Annotated in this window: 17 protein-coding genes; 12 read left to right on the top strand and 5 right to left on the bottom strand. The window is 45.1% G+C overall.

Translation table 11 applies throughout. The annotated features are described in order from the left end of the window. Positions 1-58 precede the first annotated feature (58 nt). The 8 genes from BC8716_RS00315 (at position 59) to BC8716_RS00280 (ending at position 16,260) form a co-directional block, all read left to right on the top strand. Entirely contained in the window at positions 59-8,653 is an 8,595-nt protein-coding gene (locus BC8716_RS00315) for an isopeptide-forming domain-containing fimbrial protein (protein ID WP_094423446.1), read from the top strand. A gap of 593 nt (positions 8,654-9,246) precedes the next feature. After that, a complete protein-coding gene (gene ltrA / locus BC8716_RS00310; protein ID WP_094423445.1) occupies positions 9,247-10,506 on the top strand; it encodes a group II intron reverse transcriptase/maturase in 1,260 nt (419 codons plus the stop codon). A 221-nt stretch (positions 10,507-10,727) separates the two neighbouring features. After that, positions 10,728-11,423: a response regulator transcription factor gene (locus tag BC8716_RS00305; protein WP_094423444.1), complete on the top strand. Its 696-nt coding sequence runs from the start codon at positions 10,728-10,730 to the stop codon at positions 11,421-11,423. Continuing rightward, a complete protein-coding gene (locus BC8716_RS00300; RefSeq protein ID WP_094423443.1) occupies positions 11,420-12,352 on the top strand; it encodes a sensor histidine kinase in 933 nt (310 codons plus the stop codon). Before BC8716_RS00305 ends, BC8716_RS00300 begins: the two co-directional genes overlap by 4 nt. Before the next feature lie 111 nt (positions 12,353-12,463). After that, a complete protein-coding gene (locus BC8716_RS00295) occupies positions 12,464-13,393 on the top strand; it encodes an ABC transporter ATP-binding protein (protein ID WP_094423442.1) in 930 nt (309 codons plus the stop codon). Positions 13,394-13,398: 5 nt separating this feature from the next. Continuing rightward, positions 13,399-14,094, top strand: a complete 696-nt coding sequence (locus BC8716_RS00290) for an ABC transporter permease (RefSeq protein WP_257392274.1) — start codon at positions 13,399-13,401, stop codon at positions 14,092-14,094. A 428-nt stretch (positions 14,095-14,522) separates the two neighbouring features. Next, positions 14,523-15,734: an MFS transporter gene (locus BC8716_RS00285; protein WP_094423440.1), complete on the top strand. Its 1,212-nt coding sequence runs from the start codon at positions 14,523-14,525 to the stop codon at positions 15,732-15,734. Next, positions 15,700-16,260, top strand: a complete 561-nt coding sequence (locus BC8716_RS00280) for a TetR/AcrR family transcriptional regulator (RefSeq protein WP_094423439.1) — start codon at positions 15,700-15,702, stop codon at positions 16,258-16,260. The genes BC8716_RS00285 and BC8716_RS00280 overlap by 35 nt, the downstream gene beginning before the upstream one ends. A 111-nt stretch (positions 16,261-16,371) precedes the next feature. Here the strand turns inward: BC8716_RS00280 and BC8716_RS00275 are convergent, their stop codons facing one another. After that, positions 16,372-16,992 carry a flavin reductase family protein gene (locus BC8716_RS00275; RefSeq protein ID WP_094423438.1) on the bottom strand — a complete coding sequence of 207 codons (621 nt, stop codon included), beginning with the start codon at positions 16,990-16,992 and terminating at the stop codon, positions 16,372-16,374. A 95-nt stretch (positions 16,993-17,087) separates the two neighbouring features. Between BC8716_RS00275 and BC8716_RS00270 the strand changes: the two genes are divergently transcribed. Next, positions 17,088-17,774, top strand: a complete 687-nt coding sequence (locus tag BC8716_RS00270; RefSeq protein ID WP_094423437.1) for an ArsR/SmtB family transcription factor — start codon at positions 17,088-17,090, stop codon at positions 17,772-17,774. 149 nt (positions 17,775-17,923) lie between these two features. On the opposite strand, the gene BC8716_RS00265 is transcribed toward BC8716_RS00270, so the two are convergent. The 3 genes from BC8716_RS00265 to vanR all read right to left on the bottom strand — a co-directional run bounded on the left by BC8716_RS00265 (position 17,924) and on the right by vanR (position 20,715). After that, positions 17,924-18,778 carry a D-alanyl-D-alanine carboxypeptidase family protein gene (locus BC8716_RS00265; protein ID WP_257253719.1) on the bottom strand — a complete coding sequence of 285 codons (855 nt, stop codon included), beginning with the start codon at positions 18,776-18,778 and terminating at the stop codon, positions 17,924-17,926. Positions 18,779-18,914: 136 nt separating this feature from the next. Then, positions 18,915-20,021, bottom strand: coding sequence for a sensor histidine kinase (locus BC8716_RS00260; protein WP_094429127.1), 1,107 nt, complete (start codon positions 20,019-20,021; stop codon positions 18,915-18,917). Beyond that, positions 20,014-20,715 (bottom strand): vancomycin resistance response regulator transcription factor, VanR-F/VanR-M family, encoded by a 702-nt coding sequence (gene vanR, locus BC8716_RS00255; protein ID WP_094423435.1) that lies wholly within the window; start codon positions 20,713-20,715, stop codon positions 20,014-20,016. Before vanR ends, BC8716_RS00260 begins: the two co-directional genes overlap by 8 nt. A gap of 279 nt (positions 20,716-20,994) precedes the next feature. Between vanR and BC8716_RS00250 the strand changes: the two genes are divergently transcribed. From BC8716_RS00250 to BC8716_RS00240, 3 genes are read left to right on the top strand one after another with little or no spacing between them, the layout of a single operon-like run. After that, positions 20,995-21,945 (top strand): agmatinase family protein, encoded by a 951-nt coding sequence (locus BC8716_RS00250; protein WP_406550709.1) that lies wholly within the window; start codon positions 20,995-20,997, stop codon positions 21,943-21,945. Positions 21,946-21,991: 46 nt separating this feature from the next. After that, on the top strand, positions 21,992-22,639 hold the full coding sequence (locus BC8716_RS00245; protein WP_094423433.1) for a helix-turn-helix transcriptional regulator: 648 nt from the start codon (positions 21,992-21,994) through the stop codon (positions 22,637-22,639). A 21-nt stretch (positions 22,640-22,660) separates the two neighbouring features. Beyond that, the gene (locus tag BC8716_RS00240; RefSeq protein WP_094423432.1) at positions 22,661-23,911 is read left to right on the top strand and encodes an Nramp family divalent metal transporter; all 1,251 of its coding nucleotides are present in this window, start codon (positions 22,661-22,663) and stop codon (positions 23,909-23,911) included. Here BC8716_RS00240 and eutB read toward each other — a convergent pair. Next, positions 23,908-24,876 carry a hydroxyectoine utilization dehydratase EutB gene (gene eutB / locus BC8716_RS00235; protein WP_094423431.1) on the bottom strand — a complete coding sequence of 323 codons (969 nt, stop codon included), beginning with the start codon at positions 24,874-24,876 and terminating at the stop codon, positions 23,908-23,910. The genes BC8716_RS00240 and eutB overlap by 4 nt on opposite strands. Between the last annotated feature and the right edge of the window lie 10 nt (positions 24,877-24,886).

Below are 24,886 nucleotides of genomic sequence, written 5' to 3'. Positions count from 1 at the left end.
AAATAAATTTTCAGAAAAAGAAGGTGTTAGAAGACTAAAAAAAGAAGGTGCGAATACGTTGCAATCGAAAAAACTATTGACCAGGAGAAGACTTCTGGAATTAAGAAAACTCGTCATTGTTACGATGGTTTTCTTGCTTTCGCTTAGCAACTTCCTTCCTTACTCGGCGCAATATGCGCAAGCGAATGAAACGCCTTCCCTTTCTGATCTTGAACTCACACAAGATGTCGATGGGGAAGAGCGCAAGGAAGTTGAAAAAGGCGCCACCTTTACGTTCAATGTCGATGCGTTGATTCCAGAAGGCGGATCGAATGAGGGAACGTTAACGATTCTTAATCAAGTCAATAAACAACTAGCGATTGAGAATGTGGAAGTCGTTGTGAATGAAGAAGAAAGCGATTTGGAAGCTGTTGTAGAAGAACAAGATGTCAGTCTTGAGCTTACACCAGAACAACTGGATACAGTTGCTGGCCAACATGTCACTCTGAAGATTGCTGCTGCTTTTCAAGATGAAGTAGAAGCAGGCACAGAAATCGAACATGTGGCAGAAGCATTCATCAACGGCGAATTAGCCGAGAAAGCAGAACCAGTAACAGTGGCGCTTTTAGCTGACACTGAAGCTACTTCGGAAGAAGAGGAAGCTCCAGCTGAAGAAGAAGCCCAGCAAGAAGAGGAAGCCTCAACTGAAGAGGAAAATGCTAACGAAGAATCTTCAGAAGAAAATAAAATTTCGGAAGAAGTGGAAATTTTAGAAGAAGAGCGAAAGACAGATGAAGAGGCTGAGGGCGAAGAGAGCATTGTGAGCGCGGCAGATGCGGAAACGAATAATGTAGTAGACATCAATCATGTCGATTCCTACGGAATTTCTAATACTACAAATGGGAATTATCCGCAAATTCGCCAATTTGATGGAAACAATTTTAATGCGGATCCAAAGGCGATTGTATACATTACAGGACTTCCTAATGGGGTAAGTATGTCAAATGGCTTAGCCATTCATCCGACTGAAGATGCGTTTTATGCGTTTGGTAGATCTTCCGGTAGTGGCAATCAATTTGGATTGTATCGTATAACAGCAGATGGTGCTGCTCAATTTGTCGGAAATCTAAACGGCGTTGCTTCTAATGCTGCTATTTCCCAAGACGGTGAGCGGTACTACCATACCTATGTATCAAATGGCCAACTTTTTCTTGGAACATACAATTTGGTTACAGGAGAAAAAGAAGCAATTCCAATTAGTGGGTATCCAAGCAACGACGTTGGAGGAGATTTGATCTTTGATGGGAATGGTTATATATGGTTTTCGAACAACACTGCTGGCTCCATTATTCAAATGGACCCCAAAACGGGAGAGATATTACGTCGAGTTCCAATCACGAGCGCTGATGGAAGATCTTTGCAAGGAGGAGTAAGGGGTCTTAGTTTTTTACCTAATGGGCAGATTTTATTATCAAGTGGTCCAGGTGGTGAAGGCAGCCAAAGGGCCGACTATTTTACATTAGACCCAGAAACATTGCAAACCACTTTTCTTGGGTCAGCCACTGTATCAGGTGAAGGTAGATTCTACCCATCGTATGACTTGGCATCGCGCGTCTACCCAGTTTTCGATCCCCTTCCACCTGAGTTAGAAGCTGAGAAATCAGTGCAAGTGTTGGAAAAAGGGGAAGGAAACACCGATGAAGAGCATGCAGAAGTAGGAGATACACTACGCTATACGATTCAAGCTCGTAATACTGTATCCGATAGCTTAGTGCAAAGCATGGTCATCTCCGATACGATTCCAGAAGGCTTGGAATATGTGCTAGGCACATTGAAAGTTGATGGAGAAGCGGTTACCGATGATGAAGATGACGACGAAGGCCATTATGTGGATGGTGGCGTAGTTGGTTCCTTCGGTAATGTAACAGACACAGACTGGCATACAGTAGAATTTGATGTCATCGTATTGCCAGGCCAAGCAGGCAAAGACATTGAAAATACTGCTTTAGCTGATGGTAACAATATCGACGATCCGAAGGAACCGAGCGAGCTCGTTGAAGTTTATCCACGTGAAGGTCCTGTGGTCGAAGCCGAAAAAACGGTCTCTCCAGAGGGAGAAGTGTTTGCAGGCAATATCCTCACATATGACGTGACGATTAAAAATGTCGGAGAGCATATTGCGGCCGATGCCGTTTTTGAAGATGCGATCCCAGAAGGAACGGAATACGTTCCTGGTTCTTTGAAAATTGTCGCTGGGCCAAACACAGGCGATTTAACGGACGAGGAAGATGACGATGCTGGCCATTTTGCTGGCGACAAAGTCATGATTGAGCTCGGCAATTTGGAAACGACAACTGAATTACCAGACGGTGTTACCGTGCAATTCCAGGTGAAAACATTGGAAAGCCACGTAGGTGAAACGGTTGTGAACCAAGCCGACATCCAATATCGCAACTTGCAAACGGATGAAGAGCAGTCGGCACAATCGAATGAAGTCACAAACGAGATTGTGGAAACACCGGACATTGATGCTTGTGCACAGCCAGTTGCCTTGACCAACGGTAGTTTTGAACAAGGGCCTACCGAAGGTTCCTATAGGGCTCCGTATTTCTTCTTAGAAGATGAAGTGCCGGGTTGGCAGACAACGGATGATAGCCAAGGCGTCAAAATTATTGAAATTTGGAATTATGAACGGCAGTACCCACAAGGAGTAATAAACTTCCCTGCTCCACCTGATGGTGTCCGCTATGCCGAATTAAATGCGTTTGACCATGGGTTGCTGTATCAAGATGTAGAGACGACTCCTGGACAAACGATCAAATGGCGCTTGTCGCATATGGGACGCCACGGTGTTGATACGATGCAACTTCGCATCGGCCAAGCAACCGACGACCCTTATGATACGGAAATCATCGAACAAATGTCGGATGGAAACACTGCGTGGGGGACGTACACTGGAACGTATACCGTTCCAGCCGGACAACCCGTAACTCGTTTCGGGTTTGAAGCCGTTTCTACTGCAAGCGGCAGCTTAGGAGCAGGTAACTTCCTAGATGATATTTTCCTTGGAACGGAGCCATGTGTAGAAGCTGAAAAAACAGTTTCTCCTGAAGGAGAAGTGTCTGTTGGCGATGAGCTTACCTATGAAGTTACAGTGAAAAACACGGGTGGGGACATTGCGGCTAACGCTGTCTTTGAAGATGCGATTCCAGAAGGAACCGAATATGTACCAGGTTCAATCAAAATCCTTACTGGACCAAATGCAGGCGATTTAACCGATGCAGACGGTGACGACGCTGGCCATTTTGATGGTGATAAGGTCTTCATCCAACTTGGCGACCTGCCGAATACAACCGATTTGCCAGGAGGCATTACTGTCCAATTCAAAGTCAAGACGCTCGCAAGTCATGCCAATGACGTTGTTGTCAACCAAGCGAACGTTAAATACAAAGACTTACTCGCAGATGAGGAAAAAACAACCGATACCAATGAAGTGGAAACACCGGTTGTGTATCAAAAACCAGTAATCGAATCAGAGAAAAATGCAACACTGCTTGAAAAAGCAGATCGCAACACCGATGCTGACAACCCAGAAGTCGGCGATACGCTTCTGTACACGATTCAAGCCCGTAATACACTTGAAGGAAGCATTGTTGAAAACTTTGTCATTTTCGACGTGATTCCAGAAGGACTAGAGTATGTACCAGGAACGCTGAAAGTGAACGGAGAAGCGGTTACCGATGAAGAAGATGACGACGAAGGCCATTACGTTGGTGGCGAAGCGTTTGGTTCCTTCGGTGACGTAACGAACACCGAGTGGCAAACGCTTGAATTCCAAGTCATCGTTGGCGAAGGTCAAGCTGGCAAGGACATCGAAAACGTCGCGGTCGTTGATGGCGATAATCTCGATGAGCCAGATGAGCCACGTGAAGAAGTTAAAATCTACCCACGTGAGCCAAAGCTAGAGTCAAGAAAATCTGCACAAAATGCGGATGAAAACAAAGAGCGCTATGAAGTCGGCGATACAGTTGTATACACGATTGAATCCCGCAACACGGTCTCTGATAGCTTGCTTGAAAACCTCACCATCACAGACGTCCTTCCAGAAGGGCTAACGTTTGTGGAAGGCAGTTTGGAAGTCAGCCATGGTGGCACAGGAAGCTATGAAGACGGAACTGTAACAGCAGAGTTCGGCGAAGTCGCAGACACCGAATGGCGCACAGTTACATTTGAAGCAACAATCGATTCTGGCTATGTGGGCGAGACGATCGAAAACGTCGCCGTCGTCGAAGTGCCAAATATTGACGAGCCAGACGAGCCAGAAACAGAAATTGATGTCGATCCAAAAGAGCCAGTGTTAGAGTCTGGGAAAGCTGCAAGCCTAATTGAAAAGGCAGAAGGCAATACCGATGAGGACAACCCAGAAGTGGGCGACACACTTCGGTATACGATTCAAACACGCAACACGATCGAAGATAGCTTGATCGAAAATCTTACCATCTCGGACGTGATTCCAGAAGGCTTGGAATACGTACCGGGCACGCTGAAAGTCAATGGCGAAGCGGTCACTGATGAGGAAGATGACGATCAAGGTCACTATGTCGATGGCACAGTGGTAGGCCAGTTCGGCAATGTCGAAGATACAGAATGGCATACCCTTGAATTTGATGTGGTCGTATTGCCAGGTCAAGCAGGGGAAGACATTGAGAATACAGCCGTTGTCGATGGCGACAACTTGGACGAGCCAGATCGTCCGCAAGAAGAAGTCAAAATCTACCCACGTGAGCCAAAGCTTGAGTCAAGAAAATCAGCAACAAATGCAGATGAAAGCAAAGACGGCTATGAAGTCGGCGACACGGTTGTGTACACGATTGAAGCACGTAACACAGTATCTGATAGCTTGTTTGAAAACCTCACCATCACGGACCAACTTCCAGAAGGGCTAACGTTTGTCGAAGGCAGCTTGGAAGTCAGCCATGGTGGCACAGGCAGCTTTGAAAACGGCACGGTAACGGCTGAGTTCGGCGAAGTCACAGACACCGAATGGCGGACGGTTACGTTTGAAGCAACGATCGACTCTGGTTATGTAGGCGAGACGATCGAAAACGTCGCACTCGTTGAAGTACCAAATATTGACGAGCCAGATGAGCCAGGAACGGAAATTGATGTTGATCCGAAAGAGCCAAAGCTTGAATCAGAAAAATCGGCAGCACTGCTTGAAAAAGCAGACGGCAATACCGATGAGGACAACCCAGAAGTGGGCGACACACTTCGGTATACGATTCAAACACGCAATACAATCGAAGATAGCTTGATCGAAAACCTCACCATCTCTGACGTCATTCCAGAAGGACTGGAGTATGTGCCAGGAACGCTGAAAGTGAATGGAGAAGCCGTAACAGATGAGGAAGATGACGATCAAGGTCACTATGTCGATGGCACAGTGGTAGGCCACTTCGGCAATGTCGAAGATACAGAATGGCACACACTCGTATTTGACGTGGTTGTGTTGCCAGGTCAAGCAGGGAAAGATATTGAGAATACAGCCGTTGTCGATGGCGACAATATCGAAGACCCAGATGAGCCACGTGAAGATGTCGAAATCTATCCACGTGAGCCAAAGCTAGAATCAAGAAAATCAGCCACAAACGCAGATGAAAGCAAAGACGGCTATGAAGTCGGCGATACGGTTGTGTATACGATCGAAGCGCGCAATACTGTTGAAGATAGCTTGCTCGAAAACCTCACCATCACGGACGTTCTTCCAGAAGGGCTAACGTTTGTGGAAGGCAGCTTGGAAGTCAGCCATAGCGGTACAGGCAGCTATGAAGACGGCAAGGTAACGGCTGAATTCGGTGAAGTCAAAGACACCGACTGGCGTACGGTTACGTTTGAAGCAACGATCAACCCTGGTTATGTAGGCGAGACGATCGAAAACGTCGCACTCGTTGAAGTACCAAATATCGACGAGCCAGACGAGCCAGGAACCGATATTGATGTCGATCCGAAAGAGCCTAAGCTTGAGTCAAGAAAATCGGCTCAAAACGCAGATGAAAGCAAAGACGGCTATGAAGTCGGCGACACGGTCGTGTATACGATCGAAGCGCGCAATACCGTTGAAGATAGCTTGCTCGAAAACCTCACCATTACGGACGTTCTTCCAGAAGGTCTGACGTTTGTCGAAGGCAGCTTGGAAGTAAGTCACGGTGGTACAGGAAGCTATGAAGACGGAACTGTTACAGCAGAGTTCGGCGAAGTCAAAGACACCGAATGGCGCACAGTTACATTTGAAGCAACAATCGATTCTGGCTATGTGGGCGAGACGATCGAAAACGTCGCACTCGTTGAAGTACCGAACATCGACGAGCCAGACGAGCCAGGAACCGACATTGATGTCGATCCAAAAGAGCCAAAAACAGAATCGAGAAAATCAGCAACAAATGCTGATGAAAGCGAAGACGGCTATGAAGTTGGCGACACGGTTGTGTATACGATCCAATCACGCAACACGGTCGAAGACAGCTTGCTTGAAAACTTAAAAATCAGCGACGTCCTTCCAGAAGGGTTGACGTTTGTTGAAGGAAGTTTGGAAGTCAGTCATGGCGGCACAGGCAGCTATGAAGACGGCAAGGTCACGGCTGAATTTGGTGAAGTGAAAGACACTGACTGGCGTACGGTTACGTTTGAAGCAACCATTAACGCTGGCTATTCAGGTGAGACGCTTAAAAACGTCGCCCTCGTTGAAGTACCAAACATCGACGATCCAGACGAGCCAAGCACAGATGTCGATGTCGATCCGAAAAAGCCAAAAACGGAATCAGAAAAATCGGCAGCACTGCTTGAAAAAGCAGACGGCAATACCGATGAGGACAACCCAGAAGTCGGCGACACACTTCGGTATACGATTCAAACACGCAATACAATCGAAGACAGCTTGATCGCAAATCTCACTATCTCTGACGTCCTTCCAGAAGGACTGGAATATGTTCCAGGAACACTGAAAGTGAACGGAGAAGCCGTAACGGATGAGGAAGACGACGATCAAGGCCACTATGTCGACGGCAAAGTAGTGGGCCACTTCGGCAATGTTGAAGACACAGAATGGCATACACTCGTATTTGACGTGGTTGTGTTGCCAGGTCAAGCAGGGAAAGATATTGAGAATACAGCCGTTGTCGATGGCGACAATATCGACGACCCAGATGAGCCACGTGAAGATGTCGAAATCTACCCACGTGAGCCAAAGCTTGAGTCAAGAAAATCAGCAACAAACGCGGACGAAAGCAAAGACCGCTATGAAGTTGGCGACACGGTTGTGTACACGATTGAAGCGCGCAACACGGTTGAAGACAGCTTGCTCGAAAACCTCACCATTACGGACGTTCTTCCAGAAGGGGTAACGTTTGTGGAAGGCAGCTTGGAAGTCAGCCATAGCGGTACAGGAAACTTTGAAGACGGAACGGTAACGGCTGAGTTCGGCGAAGTCAAAGACACCGAATGGCGCACAGTTACGTTTGAAGCAACAATTGATGCTGGCTATGTAGGCGAGACGATCAAAAACGTCGCAGTCGTTGAAGTGCCAAATATCGACGAGCCAGATGAGCCAAGCACAGATGTTGATGTCGATCCGAAACAACCGAAGCTCGAGTCGAAAAAATCAGCGAAAAACGCGGACGAAAGCAAAGACGGCTATGAAGTCGGCGACACGGTTGTGTACACGATTGAAGCGCGCAACACGGTCGAAGATAGCTTAGTCGAAGACTTGCGCATCACTGACCAGCTTCCAGAAGGCTTAGCATTTGTTGAAGGCAGCCTGAAAGTAAGCGAAGGTGGCGAAGGTTCCTATGAAGACGGCACCGTTACAGCCGAATTCGGCAATGTCGAAGACACCGAATGGCGCACGGTCACGTTTGAAGCAACAATCGAACCAGGTTTTGCGAACAAAACAGTCAAGAACGTTGCAACCGTAGGCGGCGGTAACATCGACGATCCAGACAAGCCAGAACACGAAGTAGACGTTGATCCGAAAGAGCCGAAGCTTGAATCGAAAAAGTCAGCGAAAAATGCAGATGAGAGCAAAGACGGTTACGAAGTCGGCGACACGGTCGTATATACGATCGAAGCGCGCAACACGGTTGAAGACAGTGCCGTAGAAGACTTAACGATCATCGACCAACTTCCAGAAGGCTTAGCATTCGTTGAAGGCAGCCTACAAGTAAGTGAAGGCGGTACAGCCACTTTCGAAGACGGTACAGTTACAGCTGAATTTGGCACTATTACTGACACGGAATGGCGTACGGTCACATTTGAAGCAACCATTGAGTCTGGAACATCGATTAAAAACGTTGCAACTGTAAATGGCGGCAACATTGACGATCCAGACAAACCTGAAGCAGAAATCGAAATTACCGAACCACCAGCACCACCAACACCTGGCGATGGAGACAAAGAAGATCCAGTCGATCCGACTCCTGGCGATAAGCCAGAAGAACCAAAACCAGGTAATGGCGGCACGAACAAACCTCAAGAGCCGACACCAGGAGACAAGTCGCCGTCAGACGGAAGCAAGTTGCCGAAAACAGCGACAAGCACGTACAACTTGCTTCTCATTGGTGCAAGCCTGCTTGTCCTCGGAGCCATTCTCTGGTTCTTTAGAAGGAAAAAGGCAGCATAAGCAACACGAAAAGGTGAAGGGCGGATGCCCTTCACCTTTCTCTATGTGTGCCCGGCATGCGCATGGGCTATAGGGTTGAAGTCCCGAACAGTGAAGGTCACTGTAACTGTTAGCCGACGACAAGGGTGTCTGGGGCGACTCAGAATCTGAAGGAAGTCCGAGGCAAACCTCCGCTCCGAGGAACACGAATCTCATCAGGCGCTTATTCTTGGATGAGGCTGCACGACAAGTCGAAGTCCTAGTGACCAAAGGGAATAGGCGTAAATGAGGCGGAGACATGGAGGGGAAGGACATGCGCTTACCCGGGGAGATCTAGTGATCGTGCGGAACACGTTCTGTAACCACTTATGTGAACAGGTGCTGAGACACGAGAAGTCAGCAGAAGTCATAGTACATGTCTGATCTAGACAGACATGGAAGGACGGAATCAGGAAAGGAATAAGAGGACTTGGCGAACGTTGTACGTGTTGAAGCAGAAACATCTACGGAACCTACTCTCCCGCAAGAAGCGGTGAATCCCGCAGGGGGCTGGAGAGAGGGCGGAGCGTACAGCCACACAAGAAGACCCCTCTTATACGAAGGAGTAGAAATACATGTTGGATCAGATTCTATCAAGAGACAATCTCCTCCAAGCGCTCAAGCGCGTGGAGTCCAATAAAGGAAGTCCTGGTGTCGATGGGATGACGACAAAATCCGTCCGATCCTATCTCATGGAAAACTGGGACCCCTTGAGAAGGGCAATCATGGAAGGAACCTACTCTCCTCAGCCAGTAAGACGGGTCGAAATCCCGAAACCGTCTGGAGGCGTAAGGGCATTAGGCATTCCGACGGTGATCGACCGTCTGATCCAACAAGCCATCGCTCAAGTGTTGTCAAAGAAGATGGACCCAAGCTTTTCCGAAAATAGCTACGGGTTTCGTCCAGGAAAACGGGGACATGACGCGGTCAAAAAGGTGAAGACGTATATCCAAGAAGGGTACGGATGGGTCGTGGACATTGACCTCTCGAAGTTCTTCGATCGCGTCCATCATGACCGCTTAATGAGACGTCTGAGCCAGATCATTCAAGATCGACAAGTGTTGCGTCTGATTAGACGCTACCTTCAAGCAGGGATTATGGAAAACGGACTGGTTCAGCCGAGTACAGAAGGAACGCCGCAAGGCGGACCGCTCAGTCCGCTTCTTTCCAACATTGTGTTAGATGAGTGGGATCAGGAACTAGAGAAACGAGGCTACCGATTCGTTCGTTACGCGGATGACTGCCAGATTTACGTCAAGTCACGACGAGCGGCAAAACAAACGCTAACAAAGATGACGACGTTCCTAGAGAATCGTCTCCGACTTCAAGTGAATCGGGAAAAGAGCGCATGGGGGCGCCCGTGGGAGCGGAGCTTCCTGGGGTTCACCTTCACGCGCAATCGAAAAGACCCGAAGATCCGGATCACAAAAGAAAGTCTCAAGCGATGTAAAGATCGCATTCGCGAACTCACCTCACGTCGCCACTCGATTGAGATGGAAGAACGAATTCGCAGACTGAATCAGTTTCTTATAGGATGGATAGGCTACTTTCAGTTAGTCGAAACGCCATCTTTCCTACAGAAATTAGACGCATGGGTAAAGAGACGCCTCCGAATGATCCGCTGGAAAGAATGGAAGAAACCGAAAACGAGACAGCGGAAGCTCGTCTCACTTGGCGCCAGGATAGGAAAAGCGTGGGAATGGGCCAATACGCGAAAAGCCTATTGGCGAATCGCGAAAAGTCCGATTTTACACAAAACCCTCGACTCTGCATATTGGAAGAGTCAAGGGCTCAAGAGCTTAATGGAACGTTATGATACACTTCGTCAAACTTAACTGAAACCGCCGTATACGGAACCGTACGTGCGGTGGTGTGAGAGGTCGGGGGTTAGTCGCCCCCTCCTACTCTATTTAAAAACAGGCGTACTCTCCGTAACAACATATACATTTGTAAATCATTTCACCAAATTTCTTTGGCTAGGCGAACAGCTCGCTTTTCCAACAAGTTGAGTAGGGCAGGTGCCCGTGGTAAACTTTTGCAAGAGGGGGTTTTACCAGTGAAGCAAATCCTGCTCGTTGAAGACGATCCAGAAATTAGCGATTTAGTAAAAGAGCATTTAGAGAATGAAGGATACCGGGTACTGACAGCAGCCGATGGAGAAGAGGCGGTCCGATTGTTTGCAAATGGCGGCATGGATTTAGTATTGCTCGATTTAATGTTGCCGAAAATGAACGGAATCACGCTTTTAAAGCAAATCCGTGTACATAGTTCTGTGCCGATATTGATCCTTTCCGCGAAAGGAAGCGATTTAGATAAAGCGCTTGGGCTAGGGTTTGGGGCAGACGATTACATCGCCAAACCGTTTTCGCTCATTGAATTGACAGCTCGGGTACAGGCAGCGATCAGGCGTGCTACCGACTACACAGTAGCGGACGCTAAGGAAGAACGAGTCCTTCAGCGCGGAGGCATCCGCTTGGATGTAGATGCGTTTATGGCTTATAAAAACGGGCAAGCGGTGAAGCTGACGGCAAAAGAGTTTCAGTTGCTGCACGTATTTATGGAAAACCCAAAGCGCGTGTTTACAAAGGAACAGCTTTATCAACAAATTTGGAATGAACCGTATCTTGGTGAAGAGAACGTCATCAATGTCCATATTAGGCGTTTGCGGGAAAAAATTGAAACCAATCCGTCCAAACCTGAGATTATCGAAACGGTTTGGGGAATCGGTTATAAACTAGGAGCACCACAATGAGTGTGGCAACGGTCGTCTTCGCCCTAGCGTTTGTGTTTATGATAGGCTGGCATTTTTATCGGCAAAGAAAATCGAAAGAAAGTTTGCTTGCTATCGAAGAAAAGCTTAAAGCGCTCGTTGACCAGGAAACAAGCGGCAAATTGCTTGTGGCGACAGATGAAAAGGAACTCCAACTTGTACTTGCGCAAATCAACCGCTTGCTCGCTTTGAATCAACAACAAGTGGCTCATTACCATAAAGCCAAACTGGAACAACGTAAAATGTTGGCCAATATTTCACATGATTTAAAAACACCATTGACGGTGATGATTGCTTACATTGAAAAGCTGGAACTAGACCGAGAAATGCCTGAACAAGAACGAATGCGAATCATTGGCCGCCTTCATGAGAAAACAGAACAGGTGATTTCGCAAATGAATAAGTTCTTTGCTTTAGCAAAGCTGGAAGCAGGCGATGAGCTGTTGCCATTAAGCCGAATTGATTTGAATGAAGTTTGCCGCCAAAGCGTGCTTGACCATTATGAGTGGTTGGCTTCAACAGGAATGGACGTACAAATCGACATACCCGAGAAGCCGATTTACATTCAAGGCAATGAAGAAGGGCTCGAACGGGTGTTGAGCAATTTGATCGCCAATGCGATTCTTTATGGGCATGAAGGCAATGTCTTTGGCCTGTCGGTAACGGAAGAAGAGGGACAAGCAGTCGTTGACGTTTGGGATAAAGGGAAAGGCATTCCCGAAACAGAACAAGAGCGGATATTTGAGCGCATGTATACGTTGGATGACGCTCGAAATCCAGCATTCCACGGCAGCGGGCTTGGACTAAGCATTACGAAGCGCCTTGTCGTCGCCATGAAAGGGACAATAACAGCGATCAGTACCCCTTATCAAAAAACGATCTTTCGCTGCACATTCAAAAAAATCAGGTAAGACCACTCTCTAAAATAGCCGGTTAAGAAATTTGTAAGAAAGGATAAAGAAAAAAGACAAATCCATGCTCTATACTAATAAACGAATCAAGTGATAAGAAGGAGGAACATAGTGGAGGAAATTGTACGTTTACACGATGTGACAAAATTCATAGCCGGGGACGAGGTGGTCTCAAATGTTACGATGAGTGTGCGGAAAGGGGAGATTTATGGGCTACTCGGCCCTAATGGTTCAGGGAAAACCGTGATTATGAAAATGCTGACCAATCTAGTAAAACCGAGTTACGGGACAATTGACATGTTTGGGGAGCCAATAAAGGCTTCGTCTTATCAGTATTTAAGACGTGTTGGCAGCATGATCGAATACCCCACTTTTTATGAAAAGAAAACAGCACAACAAAACTTGCAATTAGTGTCTGAGTACATGGGCTATTACGATCCAAACGCCATAAACGAAGTGCTGGAATGGGTCGAATTGGAGCAAGTCCAACACAAACCTGTCCATACGTTTTCACTCGGGATGAAACAGCGGCTCGGCATTGCCCGTGCGATGTTAGTCAAACCGGAGCTATTGATTTTAGATGAGCCGATGAATGGGCTGGACCCCTCAGGCATTAAAACAGTGAGAGAGATGTTTCAAATGATGAACCAAGAATATGGAACGACATTGATTGTTTCCAGCCATTTGCTTAGCGAAGTCGAGCTATTTGCTGACCGTATCGGCGTTATCAAAAACGGAAAATGGCTTCAGGAAATCTCTATGAAAGCGCTCAAAGAGAAAAATACAGAATATATCGAAATTTTAACTGCTAATCAAAAGCAAGCATGCTTTGTGTTGGAAGACGTGCTGCAGTTAAGCAATTTCAAAGCACTCCACAACAACACGATTCGCGTCTATGAGGCCGGTCATAGGCAAAACGAAATCACACAGGCGATGCTCGACCATCATGTCGAAATTGAAGCGATTAGCAAAAAATACAAATCGTTAGAAGAATATTTCCATCAAGTGCTTGACCAAGAAAAAGCACAGGAAGAAGAGTGAAAGCCATGTATCATTTACTAAAACTAGAATTAAGGAAAGCAAGCTTAGGGTGGTATTGGAAAGGAGCGATTGTCGCCAATTTTCTAATTGTGCTCACCGTTTATGCACTTATGTTTATGGGCAAGTTCGAGGTCGAAGACATTCCTTTTCATACGCTCGAAGAAGGTTTTTTTATTAGTGGCTTGTTTGTCCGCGCCGTGTTTATTGTGTTTGCGGCTGTACTCCTTGCAAAGCTGGTGATTAAGGAATATAAAAACAAGACGATCAATATTTTATTTGCATTGCCTGTGCAACGGAAAAAACTGCTTTCGGCAAAACTGGCGCTTGTGTTTTTGCTTACGTTCGTGACGATTTTAGGCTCTGACCTTGTTGTCAGCGCTGCATTGTGGCTCGGAAATTCAGTTCTGCAAGTCGTTGACCAGACCGTCACTTTTGCGATGCTGATTGAAAAGGCGGGCAGTTCGGGCATGTATGCAGTGGCTGCCGCAGGCACAAGCTTGATCCCGTTGTATTTTGGCATGCGCCAAAAATCAGTGCCAGCAACGATTGTATCGTCGATCATCATTGTCGCCCTGATTAGCTCTTACAACCCAGGCTTTTCAATTGCTACTATTATTTATATTCCATTCACATTGGCAGTTATAGGACTTTGCATTGCTGCTATGGTCGTTCATTCTGTTGAAAAAACAGATGTGCTGTGATCGGCCTTGGCGAAAAGAGGATATTGGAAACTTCCTACCTTAAGCGAGAGGCCCTTGATAGAATTGTTCAGATAATAAGTCACTTATAATGGGGAGTTGGTTAAAAAATGTCTATGGTTTTCTAGGGCAAAGGGGAACATAAATAGGGACAACTTTTTGAGAAAAGACAGTAAACCAAGTCATTTAACTACATGACTTGGTTTTTTACTGCCTATGTTGCTTTTTGAAAAATTGTTACTTTCTAATCAAACATTTAAGCTATAACAAGGTACGAAAAGCTCTAAAGAAAAATTTTATAGTAATAAAGATTTATATGACTGTTGTCATATAAAATCTATTTTAAAAGCGCTAAAAAGATATTTACAATCTGACCATGATCAGATAAGATGACTTAGTGACATACAGAAAAACAAAAGGAGCTTAGAACAATGACTCATTCACATATAAAAATATGGTCACCATCATTTATTTTTATTTTAGTTTCAAATGGTTTGCTTTTTATGGTTTTCGAGATGCTGCTTCCTACGCTGCCTCTCTTTATTACAGAAATGGGAGGAGCAGCTAGTCAAGTTGGAGTAGTAACAGGAATATTTATGTTATCCGCCATTCTAATTCGTCCATTTGCAGGCATTCTGGCAAGTAAAATCGACAAAAAATTTCTCTTAATCTTTGGCATCTTAATAAATGCATTGGCAACTGGAGCCTATTATCTTTCTACTGATATTACTACTTTATTGATTATTCGGCTTTTTCATGGAGCTGGTTTTGGATTGGCTACAACTTATTTTGCTACCCTAGCAGCTGAAATCATTCCTAAACAGCGACGTGGAGAAGGGATTGGATACTTTGGTTTAGGGGAAACCGTCGCCATTTCTGTCGGTCCAATGATAGGTATCATGGCTATAGAACTGTATGATTTTCAACGTTTGTTCTTAGGTGGTATGTCAGTATTGCTATTAGCTCTTATGATGGGGATATTTGTTAAGAGAGCGCCAGATGGAAAGGCATTAGACAAGAAAGCTAATGTGAAAACGAAAATTCTAGAAAAGAAAGTTTTATTTCCCGCCTTTCTCATTTTGTTAGTTGGATTTGCGGCAGGAGGGATCATGTCATTCTTCTCTTTATACGCCTTGGAAAAAGATTTTTCTCACGTCGGGTTATTTTTCTTTGTTATAGCGTTGGCAAGCTTTGCAGTACGTTTGATTTCTGGTAGGCTGTTTGATCTACATGGTCCATCTGTTGTATTAATTCCAGGTGCTATCTTTGCTATCATTGGATTGGGTCTATTATATAGTGCAAATGCGAATAGTACTTTTTTTATTGCGGCCATATTTTATGGTTTTGGTTTTGGTTCGTTGCTTCCTGCCATTCAAACTTGGTGTATCAATCTGGTAGATAAAGCTGAACATGAGGACGCAATGGCTTCTTTCTTTAACTTTTTCGATGTTGGTATTGGCGGAGGTTCATTAATCCTCGGATTAATAGCAGAGGCAGCATCTTATCAAGCTGTTTATATTGTGGCAACATTGATTTACGTTGTATTTTTAATTGTGTATGTGGTTTACTTGGTTGTAAAACAGCGTTTAAAGGGGTTGAATATAAGGAATGTCGAAACAAAAAATCAAACAGGTAGCAATTAATCAGTTTTATAGGAATGGATATGAAGGTGTTAAAATGTCACAAATCGCTGAGGAAGCGGGGATTAGAAAGCAATCCTTGTCCTATCACTATCCTTCAAAAAAAGAATTATTTATGGAACTTTACAAGGAAGTGATTGACGCAGAAATTGTTTTTACACAATCTTTTTTTGATAGGTTTTCGAGCCTTCCTCCTAAAGAAGTATTGTATTCCTTTCTGAAAGAGGTCAGTCTAAGGGCTTACGATAAACCTAACACAGGGTTTTTGCAGGCATTATCATTTGCGGAACCACTAGAAATACAATCTTATGTATCGGCGCATTATATACCTTATCTCAATACCCTAAAAACAGAAATAAAAAAAGTTTTTGATAAAGAAACATTTAATTACACTTCAGACGAGTGTACGGTTGCCTTTATTGTCCTATTTGATGGGCTAATTGTAGATTTACTGTATAATACAAAACAGTCTTTTGACTACTCTTTAGATATTTCTTATAAAATTTTTTGGAATAACATTCAAGGCTAAACACAAAAATAAAAAAGCTAAAAAAAAGTAGCCGCTTTCTCTGGGTGAAAAGAGAGAAAGCGTGCTTTTGCGTTATCGAACATCGCGGCCAACACAAAGCTTGCTCATGTTTTACTGTTCCGCCCGATACGTTTTTCCCAGTTGTTCGCCTAAGCCAAAATAATGGCGGAAATTATAGATAAGCGGACTCCATTTACTTGGGTCAATATGATTTTCGCCAATCATAATTTCTTTATGAGCATGTACGTGTACTGCTTGTGTTTCGACAATCGCAAAATCGGGCGAATGCTCTGGAATGCGAATGTGTTTCACTGTTGCTTCAATTTGAAGCGGGCATTCTAAAATCCGTGTCGGTTTTACTGCTTCAGACGGAGCGGGCGTTAAGCCACTACTGCCATACTTGTCTTTTTCATACGTAAATCCAAGCTGTTTCTTGCCAGCTGGAACGGGCTGTTTCCCAGTTAGCGGAGCCAATCGTTCAACATTTTCCCATAAGAAAGGGCTTGGTATATTTAAAACACATTCAGGATGGCGTTCTATATTCTCAATCGCTTTTCCCCCAAGTCCAAGGCCTAGTATGAGACAGTCTCCTAATGCCCATGAAGACGAGATCGGACTAATATTGACGGATTCGTCCTCATTCAGTGTTGTTACTAAAACGACAGGCGTTCCGTAGTATAAAATGCTTGGTTTAATCGTTTCTGTATGAATGCCTTGAGCTGCTTGTTCCATTCATTTGTTCCTCCTCTGTTGTCCTTCCTAGTCGATTGTAGAATAGAAATACTTCCACTATAATCGAAATATCGATTACAAGAGGGAGTGTTAAAATGAATGCCAATCCAAATGTCGCCATCGTCGCTTCACTTGTAAGCGAACCTTCCCGTGCGGCGATATTAACCGCCTTATTAGATGGTCGGTTCCATCCCGCAAGTGAGTTGGCCTATATGGCAGGCATCAAGCCACAAACAGCTAGCTTCCATTTAGCCAAAATGGTCGATGCCAACGTTCTTGGCGTCGAAAAACAGGGGAGACACCGTTATTATGGAATTCAAGATCCAGAAATTGCAAAAATCATGGAGTCGCTTTTATCGATTGCGCCGCCACAAAAAATCAAGTCATTCAATCAAGCCTCTCAAGACAAAGCAATCCGCTCGGCAAGAACGTGCTATGACCACCTCGCCGGCGCTTTAGGGGTGAAAGTAACAGAGTCTTTGCTCAACATGAATGTCATTCGTGAAGACAAGGACGGCTTTGTCGTTACTGAATCAGGAGAGGCATTCTTTCAAGCTTTTCAAATCAACCTGGAAAATGTCAGGAAAAAACGCCGTTCCTTTTCACACAAATGTTTAGACTGGAGTGAAAGGCGCCACCACCTTGCTGGAGCGTTGGGGAATGCATTGCTAGAAAGGTTTATTGAATTAAACTGGGTGCAACGTTTGCCGAAAACACGAGCAATCAAAATTACAGACGCAGGAAAACAAGGCTTAAAAGAAACGTTTTCGCTCGATATTTAAAGGCAGTCGGTAGCATGTAGCGGTGCACACCAGCGCCGTTTTCAACGACCAAATCGGACAGGAGAAAAAACCAAGTCAGTGATCACATGACTTGGTTTTTCTCTCACAAGCTACTTACAGCCGTTTCAGGCTGTAATCACTTGAAAGCATTATTCACTAGATTCGATTTTTCGATACAATTTGAGCGTATCGGCGATTTGGGCGCGATCTGGATGGCTAATATTTTTCAAGGGAGCGCCCATGACGATACTGATATATTCGCTGTCTTCGACCAAACCAAGTGTGGCCCAGCATTGTCCTGCTTCGTAGGTGGTGCCTGATTTTCCACCTAGAATGTCAAACCGATCTTGCTCTTCTTTATGGAGGAATGTCAGAACAGTGGATTGTAGTAAAAGGCCATCAGGATGTTCGGCTGTTGGTGTGGTTTGAAATGTCTTTGCTGTAAAAATAGTCTTGAAATCGTTGTTGTTTAAGGCATAGTCTAAAAGCTTAGCCATATCAGAAGCGGTCGTATATTGCTTTTCATTGTGAAGACCTTCTGGATTTGTGAAGTGTGTGCCATTCAATCCAAGTTCAGCAGCCTTGTCATTCATCATCTGCACAAAATTTTCCACATTTCCTCCCACATGAACCGCTAACGAGTTTGCTGCTTCCCCACCTGATGTTAACATCGTTCCATATAAAAGATCACGGTACGTTACTTCTTCCCTGCCAAAAAAACCGGCCATGGACGCGTTGTTGGCAAACATTTCGTGATACGTCTCTACATCGACAGGGGCAACGGCAGATAAATCATCCATCTGCTCAAGTGCGACAATCGTTGTCATGATCTTTGTAAGCGAGGCAGGATATACTTTAGCTTCGGCATTTTGTTCATAAACGACACGCCCCGTTTCTCGATCCATTACATAAATGTATGGACTGGCGTATTCGTCCGTACGAAAAAAAGAAAAGGGCTCTTTCCTATCTGCTACTTTAAATAATGCCAAGAGTATGATTATCATGATTATGGAAATCTTTACGAACGTTGAAGCCTTTCCCATACAATCTCTACCTTTCACCTAAGCCGTTTTTCGTGTTTCCGCTTAAAGCATAGGCGAAAGTATTTAAAAAATACGTAGGGTAAACATTAAATTTTTCTTAAACCGAACGGTCCTCTTTAGGCAAACGTACTTCAAAAGTAGTCTGTATGACGTTGCTTTCAGCTGTAATCGATCCATGATGCTGTTCGACGATATTCTTGGCAATAAACAAACCAAGGCCTGTCCGATTTTCTTTATGGGTTCGTGCCTCATCGCCAATATAGAACATATCAAAGAGATGAGGAAGCTCCTCTGCAGGAATGCTGCTGCCGTAATTGACTACTTGCACAACGACCTCGCCGCTTTCATCCATAAAACCATTTACATCGATATACTGCCCATCGTTTCCATAACGGATCGCATTCGTCAGCAAATTTTCAAATACACGTGCTAGCAAATCACCATCCCCGCTCATGAATAAATCGGGGGCACACTTCATCCGGGCAGTCAGGTGGTTCTTTTCAAGTAAAGGATATAGTTCTTCTTTTAATTGATGAAGGAGGCCAGTTAAATCGATTGTCTTTTTTTCAACTGTAAGCATGCCATAATTCATTTTCGTCATCTCAAATAATTCATCAATCAGTCTTTCCAAACGGGTAGATTTCGTAAAGGCAATCGTTAAATAATGTTTAACTTGTTCTTTCGTTAACTGCTCGTCTTTTAGGAGCAAATCCAAGTAACCGAGAACAGAGGTAAGGGGCGTCCGCAAATCATGGGCTAAATTTACAACTAATTGATCTCTGCTACTTTCGGAAAAGTCTCCCCGTTGAATCGCCTCTTGCAATGTTTTACTGGCCAAATTTATGTCTTTTGCAATATCTTTAAATTCATCATTTGACTGGATATTGACGGTGTGGCTAAAGTCGCCGCGGGCAAGGTGGCGAATGCCATTTGAAATTTCATTGAAATAGATCGAATAGGGTTTTGTCAGGAGAAAGAAAAACAGGAAAGAAAGGAAAATGAACAAAACAAAAAAGACGTTAAAGTCCCCGAATCCACCTATCCAGTTACGAATGTGCGTAACCGGATCGCCGTATTCAACCCCGGTGTGATAATGGAACTGCAACCCTTTAAAGAGTACGTATGTGATCATTGCTGATAAAAACATGCTTAATCCAAATAAGGCCACCATTTTCGCACGAAAACTACGCATCATTTTAGCCATTGAATGCATACCCAACTCCCCAAACAGTCTTAATCCATTTATCTTTCCGTTTATCTTCTTCAAGCTTTTTCCGCAGTGTCCGTATATGAACCATAACGGTGTTGGCCCCTTCAAAATAGGCTTCTCCCCACACCTGCTTGAAAATATTTTCAACACTAAACACTTTCTTTGGGTGACTTGCTAATAAATATAAAATATCAAACTCTTTCGGAGTAAGCTCAATGTTTTCTCCGTATAGAGTGACTGTACGTTGCTCAAGAGAAATAACTAACCCGCGATAGTCTAACCGTGTTTTAGGATCAACCGCTGTACGAGGCTGATTTAACTTCATGAAACGGCGGAGTTGGGCATTCACGCGGGCAACCAATTCAATCGGCGTGAAAGGTTTCGTTATATAATCATCTGCCCCGATAACCAGTCCATGTACTTTGTCAAAATCGGATGTTTTCGCACTCAAAAAAATGATCGGCATATTATGCGTTTCCCGAATACGCCGGGTTACCTCATAGCCATCCATTTTCGGCATCATGATATCCAATATGAGTAAATCGATAGGTTGTGTTTCGACAATGTGAATCGCTTCTTGTCCATCTCCTGCTTTTACTACACAGTATCCTTCTTTTTCTAAGTGAATAGCAAGCAGGTCGGCAATTTCCTCCTCATCATCCGCAATTAAGATCGATATCGTTTTCATTTTTTTACTCCTGTATAAAATTTTTTCCATTTGTGAAACTACATTCTTCATTCGGATTCATTATAACAAACAGAGCTGCAAATGACATGTACAGTCGTTGCCTCGATTCCCCATACGTTTAAAAAGCTAGTATTACGTAAATCCGCCATTCAAAAAAGTAGGTATGGAAGATGATTTGACATAGAATTTTTGACTTTTAATAAAAATAAATTGACTAATTGTAAAAAAGTCATTACCATTTTGATATCCAATCATCTTGTAGAAAAAGAGGGGGATTTGATGGAGAAGCTATATGGCAATACGCCGTGTTTTCTAAATGCAAAAAATATCGCCAAATCAAAGTCAACAGAAGGGATCGATGCCGTTGTTTACGGAATTCCTTGGGAAGGGGCGGTCACATGGGGCGATTATACAGGCTGTGAACTTGGCCCGAAAGTAATGAGGCTTTGCTCGGCTCGTTATAGCGGCTATCTGCCTGAATTGGACCATATTGATGTATTTGAGCATATTCGCCTCGGTGACGCTGGCGATGTGGATGTCGTTCCAGCGGATGTCGATGAAACGATGAGACGGATTGAGCGGTTTGCCGCTGAGTTTTGGAAAAAAGGCACGTTTCTCATTGGCTTAGGGGGGGACCATGGCGTCACCTATCCGATTGTTAAAGCGCTTGCTAACGAGGGGAAAAAAGTAGGCATTATCCACTTGGATGCCCATTATGATAACCTTCCCCACCACGAAGGCGATCCGTTTGCCCGGTGCAGCTCATTTAAACGCTTGTATGAATTAGAAGGGGTGCGCAATGAAAGCATCGTCCATGCTGGCATTCATGGCCCGCGCAACAAACCAGAAAGCGGCAGAAATGCAAAAGAGGCTGGAGCTGTCACGATCACCATTAATGACATACGTGAACAGCGTGACTTAAAAGGATATGCAGCCCATATGTACAAGCTAGCGAGTCAAGATGTCGATGAAGTGTATTTAAGCATTTGTAGCGACGTGCTCGACTACGCGTTCAATCCTGGCGGCCCTGTAGACGGAAATGGCCTCAGTTCTTATGAGTTGTTGACATTTGTCCATGAAATTTGCAAACAAGGAGTCGTTGGAATGGATTTTGTCGAAGTGTACCCACAACAAGATCCAAGCCAATTTTCCGCCCACTTGGCTTCTACCGTCGTCCTCTATGCCCTTGCAGGACACATATGGAACGAGAAAAACATGGTATCATCCTAAATAGTGGGGTGAGAAGCCCACGTTAAAAAGAAAAGGTGGGTGGAAAGTGGACAATAAAATCATTCTAAGGAAGTTTATTCCGATTGCCGATATGATCGTCGCCACGTTTGGGAAAAACTGTGAAGCGGTTATCCATGATTTGACGAACGTTCAATCTTCTTTGTTTTATATCAAAGGCACAGTGACAGGAAGAAAACATGGCGCTCCGACAACTGAAGTGGTGTTAAGAGAACTAAGAAAGTATGGCGATGAGGTGCCAGATAAACTAGGTTTTACGAGCCGAACGAAAGATTTTAGAACGTTAAGGTCGTCAATTTCGTTTATTCGCAACGAAACGGGCAAAGTCATCGGCTTTTTTGGAATTAACTATGACATCACCGCCTTTTCCAACGTTTGTGAGGTTCTTAGTGAGTTTTCAGCGGCTCAATATTTAGGGCAGCCGAGCCCTGTGACCGATGAATCCTACGCGGAAAACATTGAAGAAATTTTTGAGACGCTTATAAAAAATACACTGATGGAAATTGGCGTGCCAATTGAAGAAATGGGCAAACGGGAAAAGATGTATTTCGTCCAGCGGCTTGACGAAAAGGGCTCTTTTCTCATCCAAGGTTCCGTGGAACGGATTGCGGACATTTTAGGCGTCTCCAAGCAAACGATTTATAACTATTTAGAACAATCGAGGGCGGAAGGGTAAACGCCAGAAAAGAGGGAACGAATGGAGAAACAACAAGAACCGGCCAGCATGAAAACATCAATGTTAAAAAACAAATTGAAAGCAATAGGCCCAGGGGCGATTGTCACAGCTTCCTTTATTGGTCCTGGCACCGTTACAACTGCGACAAGGGCAGGAGCTTCCTTTGGCTTCGCCCTTCTTTGGGCAGTCATTTTTTCGATTATTGCCACAATCATCTTACAAGAAATGAGTGCCCGCCTCGGCATTATTACCCAAAAAGGGCTAGGCGCAGCGATCCGTGAGCATTTTACACATCCGCTGCTCAAATATGCGTCGATGTTCCTTGTCTTAGTCGCGATTTTAGTTGGGTCATCTGCCTATATGGCCGGCGATTTGCTTGGTACGTCTATGGGCATCTCGACGCTTACGGGGATATCGCCAAACGTGCTTGCGCCTCTTTTCGGAATCGTCATCTTAGCGTTAGGCTTGAGCGGTAGCTATAAGCTTGTCGAAAAACTAATGATTGTCCTTGTTGTGATTATGAGCATCACCTTTGTAACGACGATGGTTGTCGCCAAACCTCCTTTAGGCGCATTGTTCCAAGGAGCATTTATACCAACGGTTCCTGACCAATCGATTATTATGATTATTGCCTTAATTGGGACAACGGTTGTGCCGTATAATTTATTCCTTCATTCGGAAAACGTGATTGAGCGTTGGAACAAGCCCGCCCATTTAGCAGACTCCCGCTGGGATATTGTCATTTCGATTAGCGTAGGCGGCTTGATTACTGCGGCTATTCTCATTACGTCTGCTACAATGATGCAAGGCATGGAAGTGAAAAATGTGTCAGACTTGTCTGTCCAATTAGAACCGCTTTTAGGCAGTTGGGCGCTCGTGTTTACGAGCATTGGTTTATTCGCCGCTGGTTTTACTTCAGCGCTTGCCTCTCCACTTGGTGCGGCGATTACCGCTAGCAGCATTTTAAAATGGTCAGGGGGAATGCGTGACACACGCTTTAAAATCGTCTTTGCTGCGGTCATCTTATTCGGAGTTGTGTCATCGAGCCTCGGGTTCGAGCCACTCGACGTCCTCCTGTTTGCCCAAGCATTAAATGGGATATTGCTTCCTTTTGTTTCCATTATGTTGCTGATCATTATGAACAACAAAAACCGCCTCGGCAACTATGTGAATTCATTAAAAATGAATATCGTTGGCGGCATTGTCGTTGTCCTCTGTACAGGGCTAGGCATCTATAGCTTCGTCGATGCCGTCCGCGCTTTTTTCGGCTAGAGGTAAGGGCGGATGATGCGGTAATGCTCTTTTGGATGAATGCTGGCGCCGGTAATGACAACAGCGGTAGGCCCTTTAGGGCGAATGCTATTATTTAACAGTGCGGCTGCTCCTATGGCAGCTGCTCCTTCCACGATTAAATGGTGATGCTCATATAAATAAGCCATCGCCTTGGCCATGTCTTCTTCTGGAACTTGTACACGGGTGTCGACATAACGTTGGACCGCCTTAAACGTCCAGCGGTTGCCCAGACCGATTCCGCCAAGAAGGCTGTCGGCCACAGTCGGCTGTTCGGCTACTTCTACTGGATGGCCCGCTGCCAAACTGGCTTCCATAGCGGCTCCATTGACGATGCTTGCCCCGGCGACTTGAATCGTCGGATCGGTATGTTTCATTACTAGCCCAATTCCGCTAAGCAACCCTCCTCCTGATAATCCAGCGATCACCGTTTCAAGTTCAGGCAAATCGTCTAGCAGCTCTAAAGCGAGTGTGCCTTGGCCAGCGATAATCCTGTCGTCGTCAAATGGTGGGACGAGCGTCTGCCCTGTTTGCTGACAGTGGCGGATACAGGCTGCGCCTGCTTCATCTTGGCTGCGCCCTGTCACGGTTATTGTTGCCCCGCTCGCTTGAAGCGCGGCTAGTTTGGCAGGCGGTACCGATTCGGATACAAAAATTGTCGCCTGTGTTTGAGCCTGTTTGGCGGCGTAGGCGACCGCAAGGCCATGGTTTCCCGTGGAAAAAGCGGCAACGCCTTTTTGTCTTGACTCTTCTGACATAGACAAGAGCACGTTCATCGCCCCGCGGAGCTTAAATGAGCCGCTCGGCTGTAATGTTTCTAATTTCAACCAAACAGGCGTTCGGCAATGACCCGATAAGGGAGTGCTATAAACGAGGGGCGTTTTTGGCAGATAAGGAAAAAGCCGTTTGCGTGCTTGCCATACCGCTTTGACAGGAATCGTGTCCATCGAAATGCCT

The organism is Shouchella clausii (assembly GCF_002250115.1).
GTDB lineage: Bacteria > Bacillota > Bacilli > Bacillales > Bacillaceae_D > Shouchella > Shouchella clausii.
This window is presented reverse-complemented; position numbering and strand designations above follow the sequence as displayed.

Bases quoted from the DNA above. Each gene is read 5' to 3' on its own strand.
- eutB (WP_094423431.1), bottom strand. From the start codon at position 24,876: ATGGACACGATTCCTGTCAAAGCGGTATGGCAAGCACGCAAACGGCTT.
- BC8716_RS00285 (WP_094423440.1), top strand. From the start codon at position 14,523: ATGACTCATTCACATATAAAAATATGGTCACCATCATTTATTTTTATT.
- BC8716_RS00290 (WP_257392274.1), top strand. From the start codon at position 13,399: ATGTATCATTTACTAAAACTAGAATTAAGGAAAGCAAGCTTAGGGTGG.
- BC8716_RS00280 (WP_094423439.1), top strand. From the start codon at position 15,700: ATGTCGAAACAAAAAATCAAACAGGTAGCAATTAATCAGTTTTATAGG.
- BC8716_RS00240 (WP_094423432.1), top strand. From the start codon at position 22,661: ATGGAGAAACAACAAGAACCGGCCAGCATGAAAACATCAATGTTAAAA.
- BC8716_RS00270 (WP_094423437.1), top strand. From the start codon at position 17,088: ATGAATGCCAATCCAAATGTCGCCATCGTCGCTTCACTTGTAAGCGAA.
- ltrA (WP_094423445.1), top strand. From the start codon at position 9,247: ATGTTGGATCAGATTCTATCAAGAGACAATCTCCTCCAAGCGCTCAAG.
- BC8716_RS00250 (WP_406550709.1), top strand. From the start codon at position 20,995: ATGGAGAAGCTATATGGCAATACGCCGTGTTTTCTAAATGCAAAAAAT.
- BC8716_RS00300 (WP_094423443.1), top strand. From the start codon at position 11,420: ATGAGTGTGGCAACGGTCGTCTTCGCCCTAGCGTTTGTGTTTATGATA.
- BC8716_RS00260 (WP_094429127.1), bottom strand. From the start codon at position 20,021: ATGGCTAAAATGATGCGTAGTTTTCGTGCGAAAATGGTGGCCTTATTT.
- vanR (WP_094423435.1), bottom strand. From the start codon at position 20,715: ATGAAAACGATATCGATCTTAATTGCGGATGATGAGGAGGAAATTGCC.
- BC8716_RS00265 (WP_257253719.1), bottom strand. From the start codon at position 18,778: ATGATAATCATACTCTTGGCATTATTTAAAGTAGCAGATAGGAAAGAG.
- BC8716_RS00275 (WP_094423438.1), bottom strand. From the start codon at position 16,992: ATGGAACAAGCAGCTCAAGGCATTCATACAGAAACGATTAAACCAAGC.